The sequence below is a fragment of the Lutibacter sp. A64 genome, from assembly GCF_022429565.1.
GTDB lineage: Bacteria > Bacteroidota > Bacteroidia > Flavobacteriales > Flavobacteriaceae > Lutibacter.
The window spans coordinates 40,385-58,942 of sequence record NZ_CP092487.1 but is presented as its reverse complement, the minus strand read 5'-3'; the positions used below and the strand labels follow the sequence as shown (position 1 = coordinate 58,942).

20 protein-coding genes and 1 pseudogene are annotated in these 18,558 nt (G+C 26.8%); all 21 read right to left on the bottom strand.

Features of this window, described 5'->3' with window-relative positions:
* Positions 1–68 precede the first annotated feature (68 nt).
* The 21 genes and pseudogenes from MKD41_RS00290 to MKD41_RS00195 all read right to left on the bottom strand — a co-directional run bounded on the left by MKD41_RS00290 (position 69) and on the right by MKD41_RS00195 (position 18,530).
* On the bottom strand, positions 69–668 hold the full coding sequence (locus MKD41_RS00290; RefSeq protein WP_240243456.1) for a 7-cyano-7-deazaguanine synthase: 600 nt from the start codon (positions 666–668) through the stop codon (positions 69–71).
* Positions 656–1,858, bottom strand: a complete 1,203-nt coding sequence (locus MKD41_RS00285) for a PfkB family carbohydrate kinase (RefSeq protein ID WP_240243455.1) — start codon at positions 1,856–1,858, stop codon at positions 656–658. The genes MKD41_RS00290 and MKD41_RS00285 overlap by 13 nt, the downstream gene beginning before the upstream one ends.
* A gap of 2 nt (positions 1,859–1,860) precedes the next feature.
* Positions 1,861–2,175: a hypothetical protein gene (locus MKD41_RS00280; protein WP_240243454.1), complete on the bottom strand. Its 315-nt coding sequence runs from the start codon at positions 2,173–2,175 to the stop codon at positions 1,861–1,863.
* A 437-nt stretch (positions 2,176–2,612) separates the two neighbouring features.
* Positions 2,613–3,602: a hypothetical protein gene (locus MKD41_RS00275; RefSeq protein ID WP_240243453.1), complete on the bottom strand. Its 990-nt coding sequence runs from the start codon at positions 3,600–3,602 to the stop codon at positions 2,613–2,615.
* 429 nt (positions 3,603–4,031) lie between these two features.
* Positions 4,032–4,397, bottom strand: a pseudogene (locus MKD41_RS16410) (HlyD family secretion protein); the annotation flags it as partial.
* Positions 4,398–4,412: 15 nt separating this feature from the next.
* Positions 4,413–5,324, bottom strand: a complete 912-nt coding sequence (locus tag MKD41_RS00270; protein WP_371824276.1) for an HlyD family secretion protein — start codon at positions 5,322–5,324, stop codon at positions 4,413–4,415.
* An 86-nt stretch (positions 5,325–5,410) separates the two neighbouring features.
* Positions 5,411–5,647: a hypothetical protein gene (locus MKD41_RS00265; RefSeq protein ID WP_240243452.1), complete on the bottom strand. Its 237-nt coding sequence runs from the start codon at positions 5,645–5,647 to the stop codon at positions 5,411–5,413.
* Between the two features lie 61 nt (positions 5,648–5,708).
* On the bottom strand, positions 5,709–7,064 hold the full coding sequence (locus MKD41_RS00260) for a TlpA family protein disulfide reductase (protein ID WP_240243451.1): 1,356 nt from the start codon (positions 7,062–7,064) through the stop codon (positions 5,709–5,711).
* Positions 7,065–7,124: 60 nt separating this feature from the next.
* A complete protein-coding gene (locus tag MKD41_RS00255) occupies positions 7,125–7,334 on the bottom strand; it encodes a hypothetical protein (RefSeq protein WP_240243450.1) in 210 nt (69 codons plus the stop codon).
* A 61-nt stretch (positions 7,335–7,395) separates the two neighbouring features.
* The gene (locus tag MKD41_RS00250; protein ID WP_240243449.1) at positions 7,396–8,526 is read right to left on the bottom strand and encodes a TlpA disulfide reductase family protein; all 1,131 of its coding nucleotides are present in this window, start codon (positions 8,524–8,526) and stop codon (positions 7,396–7,398) included.
* A 50-nt stretch (positions 8,527–8,576) separates the two neighbouring features.
* Entirely contained in the window at positions 8,577–8,792 is a 216-nt protein-coding gene (locus MKD41_RS00245) for a hypothetical protein (protein ID WP_240243448.1), read from the bottom strand.
* A gap of 83 nt (positions 8,793–8,875) precedes the next feature.
* The gene (locus tag MKD41_RS00240) at positions 8,876–11,062 is read right to left on the bottom strand and encodes a peptidase domain-containing ABC transporter (RefSeq protein ID WP_240243447.1); all 2,187 of its coding nucleotides are present in this window, start codon (positions 11,060–11,062) and stop codon (positions 8,876–8,878) included.
* A 2-nt stretch (positions 11,063–11,064) separates the two neighbouring features.
* Entirely contained in the window at positions 11,065–12,123 is a 1,059-nt protein-coding gene (locus MKD41_RS00235; RefSeq protein ID WP_240243446.1) for a TlpA family protein disulfide reductase, read from the bottom strand.
* Between the two features lie 99 nt (positions 12,124–12,222).
* Positions 12,223–12,585: a hypothetical protein gene (locus MKD41_RS00230; protein WP_240243445.1), complete on the bottom strand. Its 363-nt coding sequence runs from the start codon at positions 12,583–12,585 to the stop codon at positions 12,223–12,225.
* Positions 12,586–12,645: 60 nt separating this feature from the next.
* The gene (locus tag MKD41_RS00225) at positions 12,646–12,876 is read right to left on the bottom strand and encodes a hypothetical protein (RefSeq protein WP_240243444.1); all 231 of its coding nucleotides are present in this window, start codon (positions 12,874–12,876) and stop codon (positions 12,646–12,648) included.
* Between the two features lie 110 nt (positions 12,877–12,986).
* Positions 12,987–14,081 (bottom strand): TlpA disulfide reductase family protein, encoded by a 1,095-nt coding sequence (locus MKD41_RS00220; protein WP_240243443.1) that lies wholly within the window; start codon positions 14,079–14,081, stop codon positions 12,987–12,989.
* 107 nt (positions 14,082–14,188) lie between these two features.
* Entirely contained in the window at positions 14,189–14,404 is a 216-nt protein-coding gene (locus MKD41_RS00215; protein WP_240243442.1) for a hypothetical protein, read from the bottom strand.
* A 125-nt stretch (positions 14,405–14,529) separates the two neighbouring features.
* Positions 14,530–15,600, bottom strand: coding sequence for a TlpA disulfide reductase family protein (locus tag MKD41_RS00210; protein WP_240243441.1), 1,071 nt, complete (start codon positions 15,598–15,600; stop codon positions 14,530–14,532).
* Between the two features lie 88 nt (positions 15,601–15,688).
* The gene (locus MKD41_RS00205) at positions 15,689–15,940 is read right to left on the bottom strand and encodes a hypothetical protein (protein ID WP_240243440.1); all 252 of its coding nucleotides are present in this window, start codon (positions 15,938–15,940) and stop codon (positions 15,689–15,691) included.
* Between the two features lie 116 nt (positions 15,941–16,056).
* Positions 16,057–17,685, bottom strand: a complete 1,629-nt coding sequence (locus MKD41_RS00200; protein ID WP_240243439.1) for a vitamin K epoxide reductase family protein — start codon at positions 17,683–17,685, stop codon at positions 16,057–16,059.
* A 182-nt stretch (positions 17,686–17,867) separates the two neighbouring features.
* On the bottom strand, positions 17,868–18,530 hold the full coding sequence (locus MKD41_RS00195) for a response regulator (RefSeq protein WP_240243438.1): 663 nt from the start codon (positions 18,528–18,530) through the stop codon (positions 17,868–17,870).
* Between the last annotated feature and the right edge of the window lie 28 nt (positions 18,531–18,558).

Here is an 18,558-nt window from a genome sequence, read left to right as displayed (position 1 = left end):
AATTAAAACTAATGTAAATTGTTAGACTAAAAAATAGATGCTTTAGATTTTTTATTATTTTCAAGTAATTATTCAATATTTAATTCTTGCCTTACTCTCATTTGTTTCAGGCATCCAGAACATTTACCACAGGCAATATTTGACATATGACATGAATGAGCTAATAGAATTAATTCTTTAGGAACGTTATATTGTACTGCTAACTCATGACTAAAATATTTTACTGTATTGGAAATTATTTTTATTCCACCTTCCTGATACATAGACAAATCATTGCACATTTTGTAGAATTCCTCAGTTCCGTCCTTGTGAAATGAGTCACTTTTTACAGAAGCCAAATGAATTTCTCCAACCTTATCATTTATAGCTTTCATTAAACATAACGTTATCAGTAACTGATTTCTATATGGCCACCACTCTTCAGAGGGAGATTCTTCAATCGAATTTTCATTTATTAAATTTCCAGAACCTAAAGATTTACAATTTACTCTAATAACTTCATGTCTGATTTTCAAAATATGACATATCAATTTCGAAACGTAAATTTCTCTTTCTGCCGAATTTTGACCATAATCAATTGTATATGCTACTTCTGGTTTTAAGTGATATGCTAAACATATTGAGTCTATTCCTCCAGATAATAGAATACTTTTTTTTATAGACTCCATACTGTCTGATATATAGATGTTGTTAAATCATTATAATATTTAATATTCGCTAATTTCAACATAAGAAGTGAATCTATATTTACCGTTCTGTGATAACCAATAATTTTTTTACCTTTTGACATAGCATAGCCTAATTCAACTAAAGTTCCTGAATCCAAACCATCCAAAACAGAAAAAACAATATCAGAATCATCAAGACCTTTAATATCCTTTTCAGCTATTGTTTGCTCATCTCCATAACCCACATCATGATAGGGGGAAAAAACTTTAAGCCCAAAACCCAAAAATGAACTCCTAATTTTATCAATTAGTATAACATCTGAAAGTGAAAAAATTGGTGCGGCAAGATATACTTGTTTACTATCTAAAGCTTCTGATTTAAACTCATCAAATTTAGAAGGATTAGTTTCCGAGGTAAAAGTTTTTAATGATTCAGTATTACAAAAAATTGATGTAGCTTTTGAAGCCATTTTAGCACATTCTTTAAGACTCAAATCATTTTTTTTAAACCAATAATACGCGAATGACGTAGTAAAGACATCTCCTGAACCAATTTTAGAAACATTCTCAGTTTTATACGCAGGTATCCTATGAAATTCTTCTTTATTTAAATACAGATTTGCCCCACTTGGTCCATTCTTAATTATTAAAGCTTTAACCTTTTCTACATCAAAGAAAAAGTTAACTATATCATTCATTTCTGAGCAATTTGAAATTGATTTGGCTTCATTTGAATTGACAATATAAATTAATTCTGTTGCTTTACTGTTAACATTAAATCTAATAGGATTTAAAGAAGTTTGTGGGTCATATACAACTTTTTTTGCATCAATTTGAAAATTACCATCTAACATTCCAAAACAAATCAAGTTATCTTTTGAAACATTAATAGTTGGTTTATTTTTCAATAAATTTGGATTTGGATAAATCTCTGGATTATCTAACGAGTAAAAATATTTAAATGTTAATAAATCATTTGAATGTTTAATTTCGAAATTAAATTTATTATAAACTTTTTTATAATTATTCAAATGGCATTCAGCCTCCTTATTCGCAATTGTATAGAATACTATTTCTTCTTCCGAATTTTCCAGAATAAAAGCAACGGACCTTAATCCAGAACCAAATATATAATATGTATTTGCATCAATATTAATTTCTTTATAAGTGCCTCCAATAATATTTATCATCCCTAATCTCTTGAAATTTTCACTTTACAAGCAATTCCTATAATTGAAACTATCTCAGCAGAATAATTATTTCCACTTTCAATACATTCACGTAATTCGTTTACATTAACATGTATAACACTTCCTAATATTTCTCCATTTCCGTTCTCTAAAACAACAGACTTATTATACAACTTAACAATTAAAATATCACCCTTCAAATGTTGAGATAGTACTGCAACATCAATAGTCGAAAGGATTGTTATAATAATCCCATGTTCACATTCAAATTTAGATTTTGATGTTGGTACGTATCCATAATTATTTCCACCACTCATATTAATATTGTTTAATTTATAGTAGCTTAAAATTAAAGTAAATCAATTTTGTATAATTACGGTTTTACCGTACTTTCTGAAGATTATTTAAAGAGCTTTGAATTGTATAGATTTAAACTATGTTTTTGACTTGAAATGTACCATTTATGCATTCTTTTCACTAAAATATTTTTTATAACCTTTCAGAATATTCCCCAAATACAATCTCGATTTCAGCTCCACTATTCTTTATTGTAGTTTCACTAATTATTCTACATTTTTAAAATTTTCAACAAAAATGTTTTACGCTTCTTTCAACTGAATTTCTAAAAAACTAATACCTCTTAAATTGCCATCATTTTCTCCATATGATTACATAAGTCTCTTAACTTTTCAAAATCACGAGCTTGATCTGATTTAAAAAGGCAATATTTTTTCAAATTAATAAAAACCATGATTTAATCTTGAATATATAGCTCTTCTTTGGTTGTAACACGTGGAATTTTTACTTCGAAACTTTCATAAATATCTTCTTTTGTTATTGCTACTATTCCTATAACTACATGAATCCCATGTGCTGAATCAGGGTTTTTTAACCCAAGATATAGTTGATTTGAGTTATTTTCAACTTTTACGGTACCTGAAATTAAATTTTCTCTAGTTCCAGATGTATAATACGAAAATTCCTGCTTATTAATGAAATTATTATAATTACTATAGTCAATTAAATAAAGATCGCAATAATTAGCCCCAGGGGGCTTACTTAACTGATTTATCCCAAAGTTTAATAACCCTGTTTGATCAATTAAATTTGTTATTTCAGATGCCAATTGCATTCCACTTGAAACATTATCAATATCTGTTTCATTTCGAGATGCAGAAAATGTATAATACCATTCTACTGTATTTGGCGGTAGGTTAACTGGAATTGCAATACGAGATTTACCTCCTAAAAATGTTGAATTTGTACCGCTGTTTATAAAGTGTTTTTGTTTGTTAATTACAGTTTTGGTATGGTACTTACTTTTTATTAATCTCCTATCAATTCTTGTGGTATAAGTTGTATCTGAAATTATTCTTTTAGCTACCGTGGAATTAAAATTAATTGTAGAAATATCTTTAGGGACCCTGTCAACTGATATATTGCAAATTCGTTTGCCTAATGAAGCATTGGTTATTCTAAAAAGGTATATTCCTTCTTGATTCACAGTGATTACTTTATTAGTGATATTTTTTGTTTTAAAATCTGAAAACTTTAGATTTGAAGGTAATTCAAAAATTTCTACTTTATTAATAATTTTATTTTGTTGTTCTTTAAAATTAAAAACGATTTTATCTCCTTCAGCAAATGAAAAAGTAAATTGTTTGTATTGCATAGCAGGAACTTTAACCGTTCCACTAGTTAAATTTATTTGTTTAGTTTGCGCTATTACCAGTTGACTTATCAAAATTAGAATAATTTTGAAGAATACTTTTAAGTTAAGTTTCATATAAAGAATTTGGTTAAATTATAAGGATTAAAATAAAGCACAAGACAATCGATTTTTATATTGAAATTATGATTTTACTTTAATTTTAAATTCATTTCTTTTGATTATTTAGGACTACAAATATTGATTCTTTTTAATAATTAGGATTACGGGAAAACCGTAATTTGAAATTCTAAAAAGTTTATTTCTTTACCGAAGTTTTTAGGAAAGTTGTTTAAAAAGATTTTGAGGAAAGCTATGAAATTTAATTTTACTATTTAGCATAAAAGCCCACCCCAAATAGGGGTGGTTAAATTGATGTAAAAAAGATTGTCAATAACCTTACTAGCGTAAATGTAAGACAGTATATTTTTGATACTGAAAATCCGTATTATTTTTAGGAATATTCTATCTTTTAAATATACCGTTCATTTGATAAAAGAATCGTTCAATTAACCTAAGGTCTTCAGTTATTATTTCTGCCGAGCCACTCATTTCATGTTGAAATTCAATTTTCTTATTATATGAAGTAATCAACTCTTTATCAAGCGACACATCTATCAAATAATACCCTTCTTTATCTGGAAATAGAGAAATATTTTCTACTAAACCAGTAAGAGTTCCAAACTCCGTATCAGGATAATTTGACAATCTTACATTTACACTTTGACCAACTTTAATTTTACCTGAATTTTGAACAGGAGCCTTAATTTTACCAATATAATCAGAATTTTCAGAAGGGATAATTGTAAATACAAAATCTCCAATATTTACTGTTTGATTTTCATTTCAAAATGATAAATAAGAAACTTTTCCAGTAATAGAAGATTTTAAAGCATAAAGCTGTTCCCAATCTTTAACAGATTTTTTTAATTGATACAGTGACTGAATCACTTTTTTTAGTAATCTGGTTTCTTCTTGAGTTTTACGAATTTCAGAACTTTTAATAGTGTTTTTAGAATTACCAATTGCTTCATTTAGCTGAGAAATAGAAGTGCTCATATTTTCAAGAGCTCTTTTATACTGAGTAAACTCTAATTGTTTGTTCTCATAATCATGTGCTGAAATAACTCCTTTTTCAAATAATATTTTACTTCTATTTAAATCTTTTTGCTTAAATTCTAGTTCGCTTTCATTTAATTTTTTTTGTGATTTTAGAATATCTAATCTGTTTCTAATTTCAGACAATGTTAAATTATTTGCTAAAAATTCACTTGAATAAGGTTTTAACTTTTTATTTAAAACATATTCTGAGTAATTAGTTTCAAAATTTGAAAAGTTAGGTGTAATATCTCCCAATAATAAAAAAGGTAATTCATCCATTGGAAAAACAAAATTATTTTTATTTATTGTAATTGTATCTAAAATACTTTTAAGCAATAAAACATCTTTATAATTTGCTGAATTCTCAATTACTCCAATTATGGTATTTTCAGAAACTTTACCACTATTCTCAACCAAAATTGTTTCTATTTGCCCTGTTGTTTTGGCAAATATTTTTTCCGGTGGAATTTTTGTAGTAACCACAACCTCTGCAGTAATTACATCTGGATATTTAACAAACCAGGAAATAATTAAAAGTATAAGAATTATGACAAATATCAACGTTATTCCCCAACGAATCATCCAATTAGGCACATAGGTTAAAATTTCTTGTACTTCTTCGCTACGTATTTGTATATCTTTATTTTCTATGGACATTATTCAAATCTTTAAATAACTTAATTACAGTAAATTATTAAAAGGGGGGCAATTAATTACCCCCCTTTAATATAATATTACAAAGCTTATCGGCTTCCTGGATCGCTCATACACATATCAGTACAACCCATTGGTCCCGAACTAAAACAAGGATTCCAAGTAGGACAACCACCATCTGCAAACTCACCTAATGCTATTTCTCTACATTCTTCTCGATATCCAGGCTCATTATCAAAACAATAACTAGGTATCTGACCTCCATTAACACTTTTTTGTTCAGCTTTATTTAAAGCTTTTCCTAAGTTTAAAAATTGTTTTTTCATTTTATAAAAATTTGAATATTTATTAATCCCTTAATCATTTAAAGACACTCAAGGTTTGTGTCTATTCCTCGCGAGAGAATTTTTTTTCTATTTCTATAAGTGCATCTTTACCTGAACTCCTATATATAATTTTTTGATTGTTATCTAATAAAATAAATGTAGGATATTGTTTTATACCTAATTCTTTAAGAATTTGAGATGAGATCCTTTCTCTCTTAACAAAAGCTTGTGTCCACTTCATTTTATGCTCCTCTGTATAATTTATTACCTTCTCATTTGAATCATCATAAGCAATCCCGACAATTGAAATTACTTTTGAATATTTCTTCTCGAGTTTCACCAATTTTGGCGTTAATTCTTTACAAGGGCTACACCAAGTTCCCCAAAAATCTAATAATGTAAATTGCTTGTCCTTACTAATTTCATTAATCGTAAATTGCTTACCTAGCAAATCATTGAGTTTAAAATTTTTCATTTTTTGACCTTTTCTATGACCTAGATTTTCACCTTTGAAATCTGTTCTAGAAATATATAAACTACTCATATTATTAGCTAAACTATCAATTAAAAAATAATCTTTTTCTAATTTAATAGTATCCTTAATTTTATAAGCAAAATTATTATTATAAATATAATCTTTGTTGCTAAATTTTTCAGAAGAAGGTTTTATAAGTATTTGCAAAAAAGAATTGAATATTCCTTGTACAGCAACATCATATTTCTTCTTTTTAATTATTAAGTTTCCTTTCCAATAATCGCAAAATTCGACCGTCAATCTAGAGTTTATTGTTTTTATATTTTTAGATGGTCTAAACATTGCTTCATTTAATGCTGGAAATATTTTAATTTTTCTATTTAAATTTATGGTGTTGATTTCATTATAATTTAAGATAAGATCTTTGTTTACTAATTTAAATGACTCTCCATTTTTATTAAACTCTTGACTAAACTTAAGAATACTATCATCTAAAAAGGTATTATTATTATTTTGATCATATATGATTTTTCTCATCTTATTGTTAAAATATACAGCAATTGAAAATTGGTCATAATTTATTTTTTTTGACTCCTTTATTGTATCAATTTTCTTATTGATAATGGTGCTTTTTTCAATTATCCCTTTCTTGTATAAATCATAATTAAATTTGTCAAAATCTGTAAACAAAGTTGCAATAACAACTGAATCATTATTACTTAAGCTATACTTTTTTATTAATTCTGAATAATATTTAGGATATTTTTCAATATAAGAATAGGCACCAATGTTAGTATATGAATTATCAAAAGCAATATCGTTTTGATCTGACAAATAAAGATTTATAGAAATATTCTTATTTTCTGTTCTCTTGTTGGTTTTAAAGCAATTAACCAACAATCCAAATATTAGTATAATTACTATGTGTTTTTTGAAATTCATCCTATTAGTTGTTTAATCGTAAAGTTAGCCTCAATATATCTATTAAGGCTAATTGTTATTCTATATGTATCTGCACATTTTTGTCTGCGCATTATCACAATACCCCACAAAGCATTCCTGACCTGCTGGACAACCAGCATTAGTTTCTAAAGTACAAACATCACTACACCAACCATCTTCTTCTTGTGTCAATTCATGTAAGCCACCAAAAACTTGTTTTTGTTCAGCTTTATTTAAAGCTTTTCCTAAATTTAAAAATTGTTTTTTCATAATATAAAAATTTAATTATTTAATAAAGCCTTGATCATTTAAAGACACTCAAGGGTTGTGTCTATTCTTCGCGAGAGAATATGTTAGTTAATTCTTTTTCTATAAGTCCTTTATTATAGCCCGTAAATGATTTATTCACAATCCCACTTTTATCAATAATAAAGGTTCTTGGTATTAATTGTATACCATAATCAATTACAATGCTACTATAAAACCCTTTAAGGTCTGAAATATTTATCCAATTTATTTTATCTTCATAACTCGCTTTTTTCCAAAGCTCATAGTTTGAATCCAAAGAAAAACTTACAATTTCAAATTCTTCTTTTTTAAATTTTTCTAATAAAATTGGAAACTCTTCTCTTATTTGCTTTCTACAAGGAGGGCAATTACTTGTCCAAAAATCTAATAACACAACTTTGTTTTTAAAATTTGACAAGCTTATTTTTTTATTATTTAAGGTCATTCCTGAAAAATCTTTCAGAGAATCACCTTCTTTAATTATATTTGATTGTAAAAAATTGAATATTAATCTTCCTTTAGATGATTTTTTATAAAAATCATTTAATAAGTGATAATATCTATTAATAAAAGGTTTTGGTCTAAAGTTCCTTTCATCATAAATTTTCTTTATGCTGAAATAATTATTATAATTATTAAAAACAAAAAGAGAATCGTTTTTTTCTTGAAGTAATTTATATTTTTTTGAAATTAGTTCCTTTTCCTGTTCAGTCTTAGAATTATTTATTGCGATTTTTCTGTTTAATATTAATGAATCTACCTGCTCTTTATAATCAATGACTAAATGGTTCAATTTAGACCCACTAATTTGACTCTTTCTCAGAAAACAAGTAGCATTATCCTTAACATTTAAACTTTTGAGATTTGCAACTATATTTATATTTGTAGTATCAATCCAAAATAGTATTGTTGGGTATTTTTCAATAGTACTATTCGTAAAATAAATTAATCCTGATGATGGTTCATCTATAAAACCTCTAAATTTAAATTTATTATCGATAACATAAGTTGAGTCAATAGGTTGGAGAGTTTCCATGTTATAGAAGACAGCTTTTACACTATCTTTAATACCATTAATATTTACAGCTATTGAATAATTTTGTTTTGGTAGTTCTTTTTCGTCACTACAATTTACTACTAATGATATAATTAAAAAAAATAAGATATATTTCATTTAAAAAGTTATTTGAAGCCTAGGAATTATAATTCCTAGGCTTATTAAAATTATTGACATTTTCCCATTATATGACTATCATGAGAACAAACACCTGAAGAACACTGTTGAGGTTTAGAATAAAGACATGGACAACCTGAAGACATTGAACCACTATTACAATCGTTTCCACCATCACTATATGTTAATTCGTGTAGACCTCCAAAAATTTCTTTTTGTTCTGTTTTGCTCAAAGCTTTTCCTAAATTTAAAAATTGTTTTTTCATAATTAAAAAAATTAATATTTATTAAAGCTGTGATCATTTAAAGACACTCACAGTTTATGTCTATTCCTCGCGAGAGAATATCTTTAACCACCCAATTCTAGTTGGTTTTTTACTAGATTGTAATAATTACCTTTTTGTTTTATCAATTCTTCATGATTTCCTACTTCTACAATTTTACCATTATCTAAAACCACTATTTGATATGCATTTTTAACAGTACTTAATCTATGCGCAATAACCACAGCTGTTTTATCAGTAAAAAATGTATTTAACTTCTCCATAATTACCATTTCATTATTTGCGTCTAAGGCAGAAGTTGCTTCATCAAAAAATAGATATTTAGGGTTTTTATAAACTGCTCTAGCAATTAACAATCGCTGTTTTTGCCCTGTACTTAACCCAGAACCTTCGTTTCCAATCTTCGTATTATAACCCAGAGGAAGTCCATCTATATAATCTGAAATGTTTGCTACATCTACTGCATGAATTAATTTTTTTGTATCTACATAATCTTCTCCAACAGCTATGTTTTTAGCAATAGTATCATTAAAAATATAGCCTTCTTGCATAACAACCCCACAATGCGCTCTCCAAACTTTTTGAGAAATATTTTTTAAATTAAAATTACTAACTAAAATTTCACCTTTATCAAGCTCATAAAAACGGAGTAGTAATTTCATTAAAGTAGTTTTACCACTACCACTAACACCAACAATAGCTGTTGTTTTATTGGTCGGTATCGTAAATGATACATCTTTTAATACAGGTTCTAGTCCGCCAGTATATCTAAAAGAGATATTCTTTAATGTTATGGCAGCATTTAAAGGGATATTAGTAACTTTCTCATCACCTTCGTTTTCCTCATTTTCTTTGTTGTGAATTTCTCCAAGCCTATCTAAAGATATTTTAGCATCCTGAACGTCTCTCATAAAGCCAATTAATTGGATAACTGGAGCATTCAATTGCCCAACTATGTAACTAATTGCCATCATCATACCCAACGTAATTTCCCCATCAATAACTAATTTAGCGGATAAAATTGTAATGAACATGTTTTTAAGTTCATTTATAAAGTTTGAACCCACACTTTGGGTTTGCTCTAATGCTAAACTTTTTGTAGAAATTTTAAATAAACGAGCCTGAACATACTCCCAATTCCATCGCATACGGCGTTCAGCATTATGTAATTTAATTTCCTGCATTCCGTTGATAAGCTCAATAACTTTACTTTGTTCCTGACTTACTTGAGAGAAACGTTTGTAATCTAGTTCTTTTCGTTTTTCAAAGAAAAATAATACCCAAGCAATATAAAATACACTCCCTAAAACAAAAACTCCTAAAATTTGAAAACTATAATATCCTAAAACAAAACTGAAAATAATTAAATTAAAAAACGAAAATAAAATTGTTAAAGATGAGGTTGTTAAAATTCGTTCTATTCGTTTATGATCATTGATACGCTGTAATAAATCACCAGTCATTCTAACATCAAAATATGAAATTGGCAACTTCATTAATTTTATAAAGAAATCTGAAATTAATGAAATATTAATACGTGTACTAAGGTGTAATAAAATCCAACTTCTAATAATTTCAAGACTTGCTTTTCCTATATATAAAAATAATTGTGCAAAAAGAATTAAATATATAAAATTAACATCCTGATTTTTTATACCAACATCTACTACACTTTGTGTTAAAAAAGGAAAAATTAGTTGTAATAAACTACCCGCTAATAAACCAATAATTAACTGTACAATAAATTTTTTATATTTGAATAAGTATTTAAATATAAAATTGAATCCAAAAGGCTCTTCTTTATCAAATTCCTCTTGATAAAATAAAGGTGTTGGCTCTACCAGAAGCGCTATTCCTTCTTCTGTATTTTTATCAGCATTATTACCAATCCAATGTTTTATAAATTCATCTTTAGTATATGTTATTAAACCATGAGCAGGATCTGAAATATAAATTATTCCTTTTTTAATTTTATAAACAACTACATAATGGTTTTTATTCCAATGTACAATGCAAGGTAACGGAGCTTCTAATAATTTGGTAAAAGAAAGTTTAACACCCAAAGAACGAAACCCCATACTTTCTACGGCTTCACTTAAACCCAATAAACTACTGCCTTCTCTTGTGGTTTCACTTAAAGTACGTAGTTGCTGTGTATTAATAATTTTACCATAGTATTTGGCAATAATTTTAATACACGTAGGACCACAATCTTTGGCTTCGGTTTGTTTGTAATTGGGGAATTTTCTCAAAACTATTTATTCAAATATTCATTTAATAATTTCCTTATTTCTATACCATCAGGTCCTGGAGCATTTTTATGGACTAACTTTCCATTTTTATCATATAAAATATAACGAGGTATTGTTTTTAAATTCAATTCTTTATAAAAATTTGCTTTTGGGTAATTAATTGCTAGTACATTATATTTATATATAGATAAATCTTCTTCCTTAGATGCTCTTTCCCACTTATCAAAATCGCTGTCTATTGAAACATATATAAAAATAACTTCTTTACTTTTATAATCATTAACCAGCTCCTGTGAACTTGGCATAGCTTCTTTACAAGGAGCACACCAACTAGCCCAAAAATCTATATAAATAAGCTTGCCTTTATTTTGATTTATGATTTCCTTTAAATTAATCTTTTGTTTGTTTCCATTTATGAGAAAAACATCATTAATATTTAAACTATCTTCTATTTTTTTAAGTTTGATTAAATATTTTTCATCTAAAAAATTTATGAAAATCGAGTCTTTATAATTTAGTTTGAAATCATTATAAATAGAATAAATTTTTGAAACCTCCTCACCTTGTTGAAAAGAATTATGCAAACAAATTTTCCTTGCATCTTTTAATAAATTTCCTGATAAAAAATTTGGCAAGATCTTATATGCTTCAACATAATCAATAAATAATTTCGATCTTGATTTTTCAACTTTACCTTTTAGTACTACTAGATTAATATATGTTATTAAAATTTCATATTTATATCTATTATTTAATAAACTACTTTCACTTATAAATTTTTCAGATTTCAGATTATTTAGAAATATTTTGAGTTTAGAAAAATTATAGTTTAAAAGCAAAGTTGAAAATAGATTTTTATTTGACTCATTTTTTAAAAAAATCATTAAACTCTTATCAATTTTATTTTTGTTAAATACCTCATCAATCATTAAAAGTTGTTTATTATTTTCCGAAATTACTTCATTTAAAAGCCAATTTACTCCTAAGGTGTCATCAACAAATTTTTTCCTATTTATTTTGTATCTATAAACTGGGTTTGGTTTTTCAAATTGATTTGCCATTAAATTCATAGCTTTTGTTGAATCTATATGATAAAATGTTTTTTTTATAGAATCTAAGATGAAATTTTTTGGTAAATCCCCTTTAAATGATTTTATGAATTAATTTAAATTGCTGTTAGAATAAAAATTAAGTATGCTATCTTTTAACTCAATATAAATTGTATCACCAACTTTTACATAAATCTTCTCTTTTGCGCTGTATTTTGAAGAAATATAAACAATATCATATGGATTAATATTTAAATTTATTGTATCAATTATTTTTTTAGTATATAAATGAGGTTTTTCAAACGTTTTAAAATTAATATCTTTATATAAAGAAACATTTACCCCTTCCATTTGATTTTTTATAACAAAAACTGCTTCATTTTTATTTTTTTCTTCATTTTTTTTAATCTGTACATTATTATTACAGGATGTAAATAATAAAATAAAAAAAAATATTATATAACTTATTTTCATAATTTATAGATAAATAAGGTGCTAGTTTTAAACTAGCACCTTATAATTAATTAACTTTTATTAACAACTTGCACAGCTATAACCAGAAGCATAACTTCCATCTGAATATACTGTTCCAGAGGCATAATCCCCTTCTACTTCTTCATAAAAATATACAGGAGTTGACCAGTGAGCAAAAGAACCATCTGAGTTTCTGACTGCAATACGACAACCGTCTGAAACTCCTCCAAAAATTTGTTTTTGTTCAGCTTTATTTAAAGCTTTTCCTAAATTTAAAAATTGTTTTTTCATAATAAATTTAATGCCTTCGCGCCTTCTGGCTCATTCACTAAAAATGTTTACTAAACATTTTTTTCACGTTCTGCCCTGCCCCGAACATTTAAAGACACTCAAGAGTGTGTCTATTCTTCGCGAGAGAATATTTTATCTAATTCAGATTCAAGAGCATTATAGACATAGCCGCTAATTTGTTTGAGAACAGTTCCATCTTTATCAATAATAAAACTTGTTGGATATCCTTGGACTCCATATTGAGTTACATATTTATCAGTTACACCTTCTAAATTAGAAATATTAACCCAGTCAATATTATCAGATTTACTAGATTTTTCCCAATCTTGTTTATTTACATCAACTGAATAACTTATAATCACAAAATCTTCATTCTTGTATTTCTCCTTAAGTTTTGGAAATTCTTCTTGATTCTGTTCGTGACAGTAATGACACCAATATGCCCAGAAATCTAAAACAATTATTTTGCCTTTAAAATCTGAAAGTTTTACAATATTTCCTTCTAAATCTTTAGCTTCAATATCAATAAATGGATTGCCAATTTTTATTTTTTCTATTTCAAAACTATTTTTTAAAGTAATCCCGTTTTTTGAATTTTTGAATTTTTTATCAAGTTTCGAATAAAATAATTGTAAACTGTCTTTTGATACATTGTCTGTAAAATATAAGAAGTAGGCTAATGAAACTGAATTATTAAGGTTTTTGAATAAAAAATCAACTCTTTTTTTATTTAGTTTTTTCTTATAATTGTTGCTATTAATTTCACCTCTTTTGATTTGATTCCTATATAACTCTGCAATATTCTCGTAATCTTTTGATAAAGTTGTTAATCTTGAACCATGAACTTGAGCATTTTCAAAATCATTATAATTCCCTATAATTGTAATTTCGCTATTTTCTAACCATAAATAAAGTCTTTTTATTTCTCTTTTCTCATAATCGATTATGTCAATCATATACTCACTAGGACTAATTAACTTACCTTGAAATTTGAATGAGCCGTTTATTGACATCGTTGAATCTATAATTTCTGAGTAGAAATTTCGTCTATCCATTTTAGTTAAACCAACCCATAAACTATCTTTTAGGTTTTGAATACTCGCTGTTAGTTTAAATGAATTATTTTTCTGATAATTTGATTTACCATCTTGACTATAACTATAGTTGACTACTATTAAACATATAAATACAATTATTTTTTCCATACTTTTAATCATTTATTACTATACCTTAATCTGTTTTTTTATTATAACACAAAATACATTTTAATAACTGCAGGGAAGTTTAATAAACTTCCCTGCAGTTAAATAATTTATGCACAAAGACCCCATGTTGCACCTCTGTCAAAAGGTTTCTGACAACTACCCATAACACAATCGTTGTCATTTACACATATACAACCACTTCCGTAATTATAATCACCCATATCACCTTTGCACATTTCATGAACACTACTAATGCCCCCATTAACACTTCTTTGCTCTGTTTTATTTAAAGCTTTTCCTAAATTTAAAAATTGTTTTTTCATAATAAATAATTTTTATAATTATATTTGCCTTGAACATTTAAAGACACTCAAGGTTTGTGTCTATTCTTCGCGAGAGAATATTGTTTATTATCCCTAATTTATTTTAGGGATTTTTTCGTTTAGTTTTATAGTAACTTATCTAACTCTTTTTCCAGCGTACCTGCCTTATAACCTAATTTAATATGTTGTATAATTCCTTCTTTATCAATAATTATTGATTTTGGAATTGATCTAACTTGATAGTTTAAAACATTTGTACTTTTATAACCTTTTAAATCAGCTATATTTATCCAGTCTATACCATCAGAAATGCTTGTTTTTCTCCAAGTATTATAATCGGTATCTAAAGAGTAATTTACAATTACAAAGTCTTCTTTATTATATTTTTCTTTTAAAATTGGAAATTCATCCCGTATTTGTTTACGGCACGGCTGACAATTGGTACTCCAAAAATCAAGTAAAATCACTTTACCTTTAAAATCTGAGAGTTTTATAGGTTTATTGTCCAAATCCTTAGCAATAATATCTGTAAAATGTTCTCCAACCACTATTTTTTTTGAATCAAGTAACTCTTTAATAAGCTTGCCGTTAATAGAGTTTTTAAATTTTTCATCTATGGTATCATAATATTTTTGAAGTAGATTTCTTTGCAGAAGTGAAGTTCTAAAATTATAAGCTTCCCAAACTGAATAATAATTGTTTGGGTTTTTAAATATAAAATTTATAGATTCATCATAAATTTTGCTTCTTTGCCCTGCTTTATTCAAAGAATCTCTTCTACTTTTAATTTCATTATTAAGTTCACTTAAATATGACCCTTTTAATTGCTCATTATTTAATCTTACAAAATCACTGTTAAAACTGTTAAGATTTGCATTTATTACCATATCACTAAAATCCATCCAAAATGTTAGACTAGGTGTTCTTGAATTTACATCGTCCCTAAAATATAGCATTGCTAAAAATGGCTCTTCAATATTTCCTTGAAATTTAAATTTCCCATCAATAATATTTGCCGAGTCCAAAGGTTTAGGATTGGTAATTTTTATATCTGCTTTATACAAATATACCATCGTATTTTCTTTAAAACCTTTAATAGTGGCATCAATAGAATAATTATAAATAGGTGAAACTTTTTTTGTTGTAGAATTACAGCCTGTAATTAATATTAGTAGAATAATTGTTATTTTTTTCATGTCTTTAAGTACGGATTTAGAAATGAGTTATATTTTCGGTGAAATTGTCTATTCTTTAAAAATATAACTCATTAAGGTTGTTTAGCTATTATGCCTGACAATGACCAAACATTCCACTATTATTATAACCTCTGTGACAATTCCCCATTACACACCAACTATCATCAAGACAACCGCATCCCTCGGCATTACCGTGGGACTCAGCTGGACAATCACAGTATAAACCTTCTAATTGTGAACAACCAGTTGGATCAGTCATACCAGTATCAGCTCCTCCAAAAATTTGTTTTTGTTCAGCTCTATTTAAAGCTTTTCCTAAATTTAAAAATTGTTTTTTCATAATAAATAATAATATAATTATATTTGCCCTGAACATTTTGAGACACTCAAGAGTGTGTCTATTCTTCGCGAGAGAATATTGTTTATTATCCCTAATTAATTTTAGGGATTTTTTATTTATTCAACTTCTATTAGTTCTTCTTTTACAATAGTTTGTTCTTCTAATAAATCATCTATAAAATATAATAAGTCCATTCTATCGTATGCAGTTGGGTATTGCTTTCCATTAATTAAAACAGCAGGCGTAAAGTTTATTTTATTGCTAGTGCACCATTCTTTCTCCTCTTTTAGAGTTTCTAAGTACTTTAAACTAGAAGCTTCGCCCCATTTTTTTAACCATGTAATTGCATCCATTTTTCCATAAATATCTGAAAGTGCGATTAAGCAATCTTTTTCATCAGTTTTATGGTATAGCTCTAAAATTTTTGCCGCAATTTTAGTCCCTATAGCCTCTTTATTAGCTACCTGAACATTAAACCTAATGGTAATTTGAATAGCTGGATTTTCTTGTTCCAAAATTTTCTCTACAAGTGCGTGGCTTTCTTTACAAAAACCACACATTGGATTTGTAATAATCATAATATTTAATATGTTTGCTTTGTTTGTGTTTCCAAATACAATTTCATTGTAATTAAATATTTCAGTTTCTAATTGTTCATTTAAATTGAGTGCTGCATTAAAAAGTTTAAAATTTCTTTTAAATTTAATGTACTCAATTTCAAATTTTTCTAATTTTTGTTCTTTTTTAAGTAATGGATATATTAAAAGCCAACTGGTAACAACAACCACAATACTTGCAAGTAGAAATATTGAACTGGAATCAATTATAAATTGACTTTCCCAAAATGAATTAATTATAAACAGCGATGCAAATTGCAGCCATAAAATACCTACAATAGTTATACATAGCGGACACCAATTTTTAACAATTACTTTTTGATAATAAATTGAGATAAATGTAAATGGAATTGCTAATGAACTTATTAGGAAAAATATTGAAGTTGTTTGAAAGTTATTAAAGGAAAAAACTAACCAAGTAAGCGCTAAACTTGTAAAATAAACAAAACCAACATCACTAAGTTTAAATAAACCAAATATAGTAGCTCCTTTGGAATTTAAAACAGCATCACAGTTTGTTCTTTTTCTTTGACCTGAACAAAATTTATCCAATATTTGAGAATGCACCCCAAGCTCATGTTGTACTATAAGGTAACTAATGTAAATTCCAACTAAAGATAATCCGAAATGAACAACCTGAAACAATGATGGTTTTGAGTAAAGAAATGTACCAAATAAAATAACCATTGTAATAATTCCTATTCCAATTTTAAAATATTTAGTTCTACTCTTACTTGCTGAAAGCTTTACTTGAGGTTTTTCAATTACAAATAAGATTCCTGTCCATTTCTCCAAAAAACTTTCAACACTTTCAATTTCTGATTTATTTTTATTAAATATAATTTCAACATTATTTTTATTTTTTGAAACAATAACGAGTTCATTTCCCTTATCATTAACAGCTATTTGAGCTAAAAACACTTTTGGAACCTGTTCAAATACTTCAAAATTAGTTTCAACTTTCAACGCAAAATAATCAATTTTAAAATGGTTAAAAAGTCCAGAAATACTACTTAAACTTGGATAGTCTGGGTGACTTAATAATTGAACCTTTGCTTCAATTTTATCAAGTACAATATTGTTTTTATTAGCTAATTTGGTGATTAAATAAATGAGGTTGTTTTCCATTTGTTCAATAATTTTATATTTCTCTTATTTGATACAACAGAAAATTTCTTAACTGATTGTTACTTCAAATAATTCAATTAAAATTACAAATTGAAATAAATATTTGATTACGGTTTAACCGTAATCATGAAAATAAATATAGAATACTTTATCGAATGAATTAGAAACTTAATAAAGGGTTATTAAATAAATCCTCTTTTTTCTGCTTCCTTTAATAATTCAGCATCACTTCCGATTACATTAAAAATTTGTTTAATAACACTTTTACGTTTTTCAATCATACTAAGTTTTAAATCTATAAAGTTTACCAAATCTTTGGTTTTAACTCCTTTTGACAAATGGAATAGGATTCTTTTATCTACCTCGTCCAATAAATCTTCATTTTTCAGACTTCTAACTTTTAATGTTTGAATTTTTTTACTATAATATTGTTTAGAATTCATAACACTGCCAAATGCTTTAAAGAGGGTTTTCGGAACAATATCTGTTTTAATCATTAGTGCATTATGTGGTGTGTTTTTGATAATACTTTTTAATCTTTCTGTATTATCTATTGCTGTTAAAATGATTATTTTAGATTCAGGAAATTCCTTTCTAGCATAGAGTGCCAAATCTTCTCCCGAAGTTATTTTTCCATCTTCTGAAGGATCTATTTGGATGTCTATTAAAAATAAGTCAATTGGAGATTCAAATTTAGATTTATTCATTAAACGAATTGCTTCGCTACAATTGGCCGCTGTTGATAAACTAAACTTATAATTAGGAATGGTTAATAACACATCCTTATAACTCTGCAGAATCATTGGATGGTCTTCAATAATTAAAACTTTTAATTCTTTTTTCACCTTGCAAATAAATTATAATTATTACAGA

Excerpts from the sequence above, each read along its gene's own strand:
- MKD41_RS00290 (WP_240243456.1), bottom strand. The coding sequence starts at position 668 with ATGGAGTCTATAAAAAAAAGTATTCTATTATCTGGAGGAATAGACTCA.
- MKD41_RS00285 (WP_240243455.1), bottom strand. The coding sequence starts at position 1,858 with ATGATAAATATTATTGGAGGCACTTATAAAGAAATTAATATTGATGCA.
- MKD41_RS00280 (WP_240243454.1), bottom strand. The coding sequence starts at position 2,175 with ATGAGTGGTGGAAATAATTATGGATACGTACCAACATCAAAATCTAAA.
- MKD41_RS00270 (WP_371824276.1), bottom strand. The coding sequence starts at position 5,324 with ATGTCCATAGAAAATAAAGATATACAAATACGTAGCGAAGAAGTACAA.
- MKD41_RS00265 (WP_240243452.1), bottom strand. The coding sequence starts at position 5,647 with ATGAAAAAACAATTTTTAAACTTAGGAAAAGCTTTAAATAAAGCTGAA.
- MKD41_RS00260 (WP_240243451.1), bottom strand. The coding sequence starts at position 7,064 with ATGAATTTCAAAAAACACATAGTAATTATACTAATATTTGGATTGTTG.
- MKD41_RS00255 (WP_240243450.1), bottom strand. The coding sequence starts at position 7,334 with ATGAAAAAACAATTTTTAAATTTAGGAAAAGCTTTAAATAAAGCTGAA.
- MKD41_RS00250 (WP_240243449.1), bottom strand. The coding sequence starts at position 8,526 with ATGAAATATATCTTATTTTTTTTAATTATATCATTAGTAGTAAATTGT.
- MKD41_RS00245 (WP_240243448.1), bottom strand. The coding sequence starts at position 8,792 with ATGAAAAAACAATTTTTAAATTTAGGAAAAGCTTTGAGCAAAACAGAA.
- MKD41_RS00235 (WP_240243446.1), bottom strand. The coding sequence starts at position 12,123 with ATGGCAAATCAATTTGAAAAACCAAACCCAGTTTATAGATACAAAATA.
- MKD41_RS00230 (WP_240243445.1), bottom strand. The coding sequence starts at position 12,585 with ATGAAAATAAGTTATATAATATTTTTTTTTATTTTATTATTTACATCC.
- MKD41_RS00225 (WP_240243444.1), bottom strand. The coding sequence starts at position 12,876 with ATGAAAAAACAATTTTTAAATTTAGGAAAAGCTTTAAATAAAGCTGAA.
- MKD41_RS00220 (WP_240243443.1), bottom strand. The coding sequence starts at position 14,081 with ATGGAAAAAATAATTGTATTTATATGTTTAATAGTAGTCAACTATAGT.
- MKD41_RS00215 (WP_240243442.1), bottom strand. The coding sequence starts at position 14,404 with ATGAAAAAACAATTTTTAAATTTAGGAAAAGCTTTAAATAAAACAGAG.
- MKD41_RS00210 (WP_240243441.1), bottom strand. The coding sequence starts at position 15,600 with ATGAAAAAAATAACAATTATTCTACTAATATTAATTACAGGCTGTAAT.
- MKD41_RS00205 (WP_240243440.1), bottom strand. The coding sequence starts at position 15,940 with ATGAAAAAACAATTTTTAAATTTAGGAAAAGCTTTAAATAGAGCTGAA.
- MKD41_RS00200 (WP_240243439.1), bottom strand. The coding sequence starts at position 17,685 with ATGGAAAACAACCTCATTTATTTAATCACCAAATTAGCTAATAAAAAC.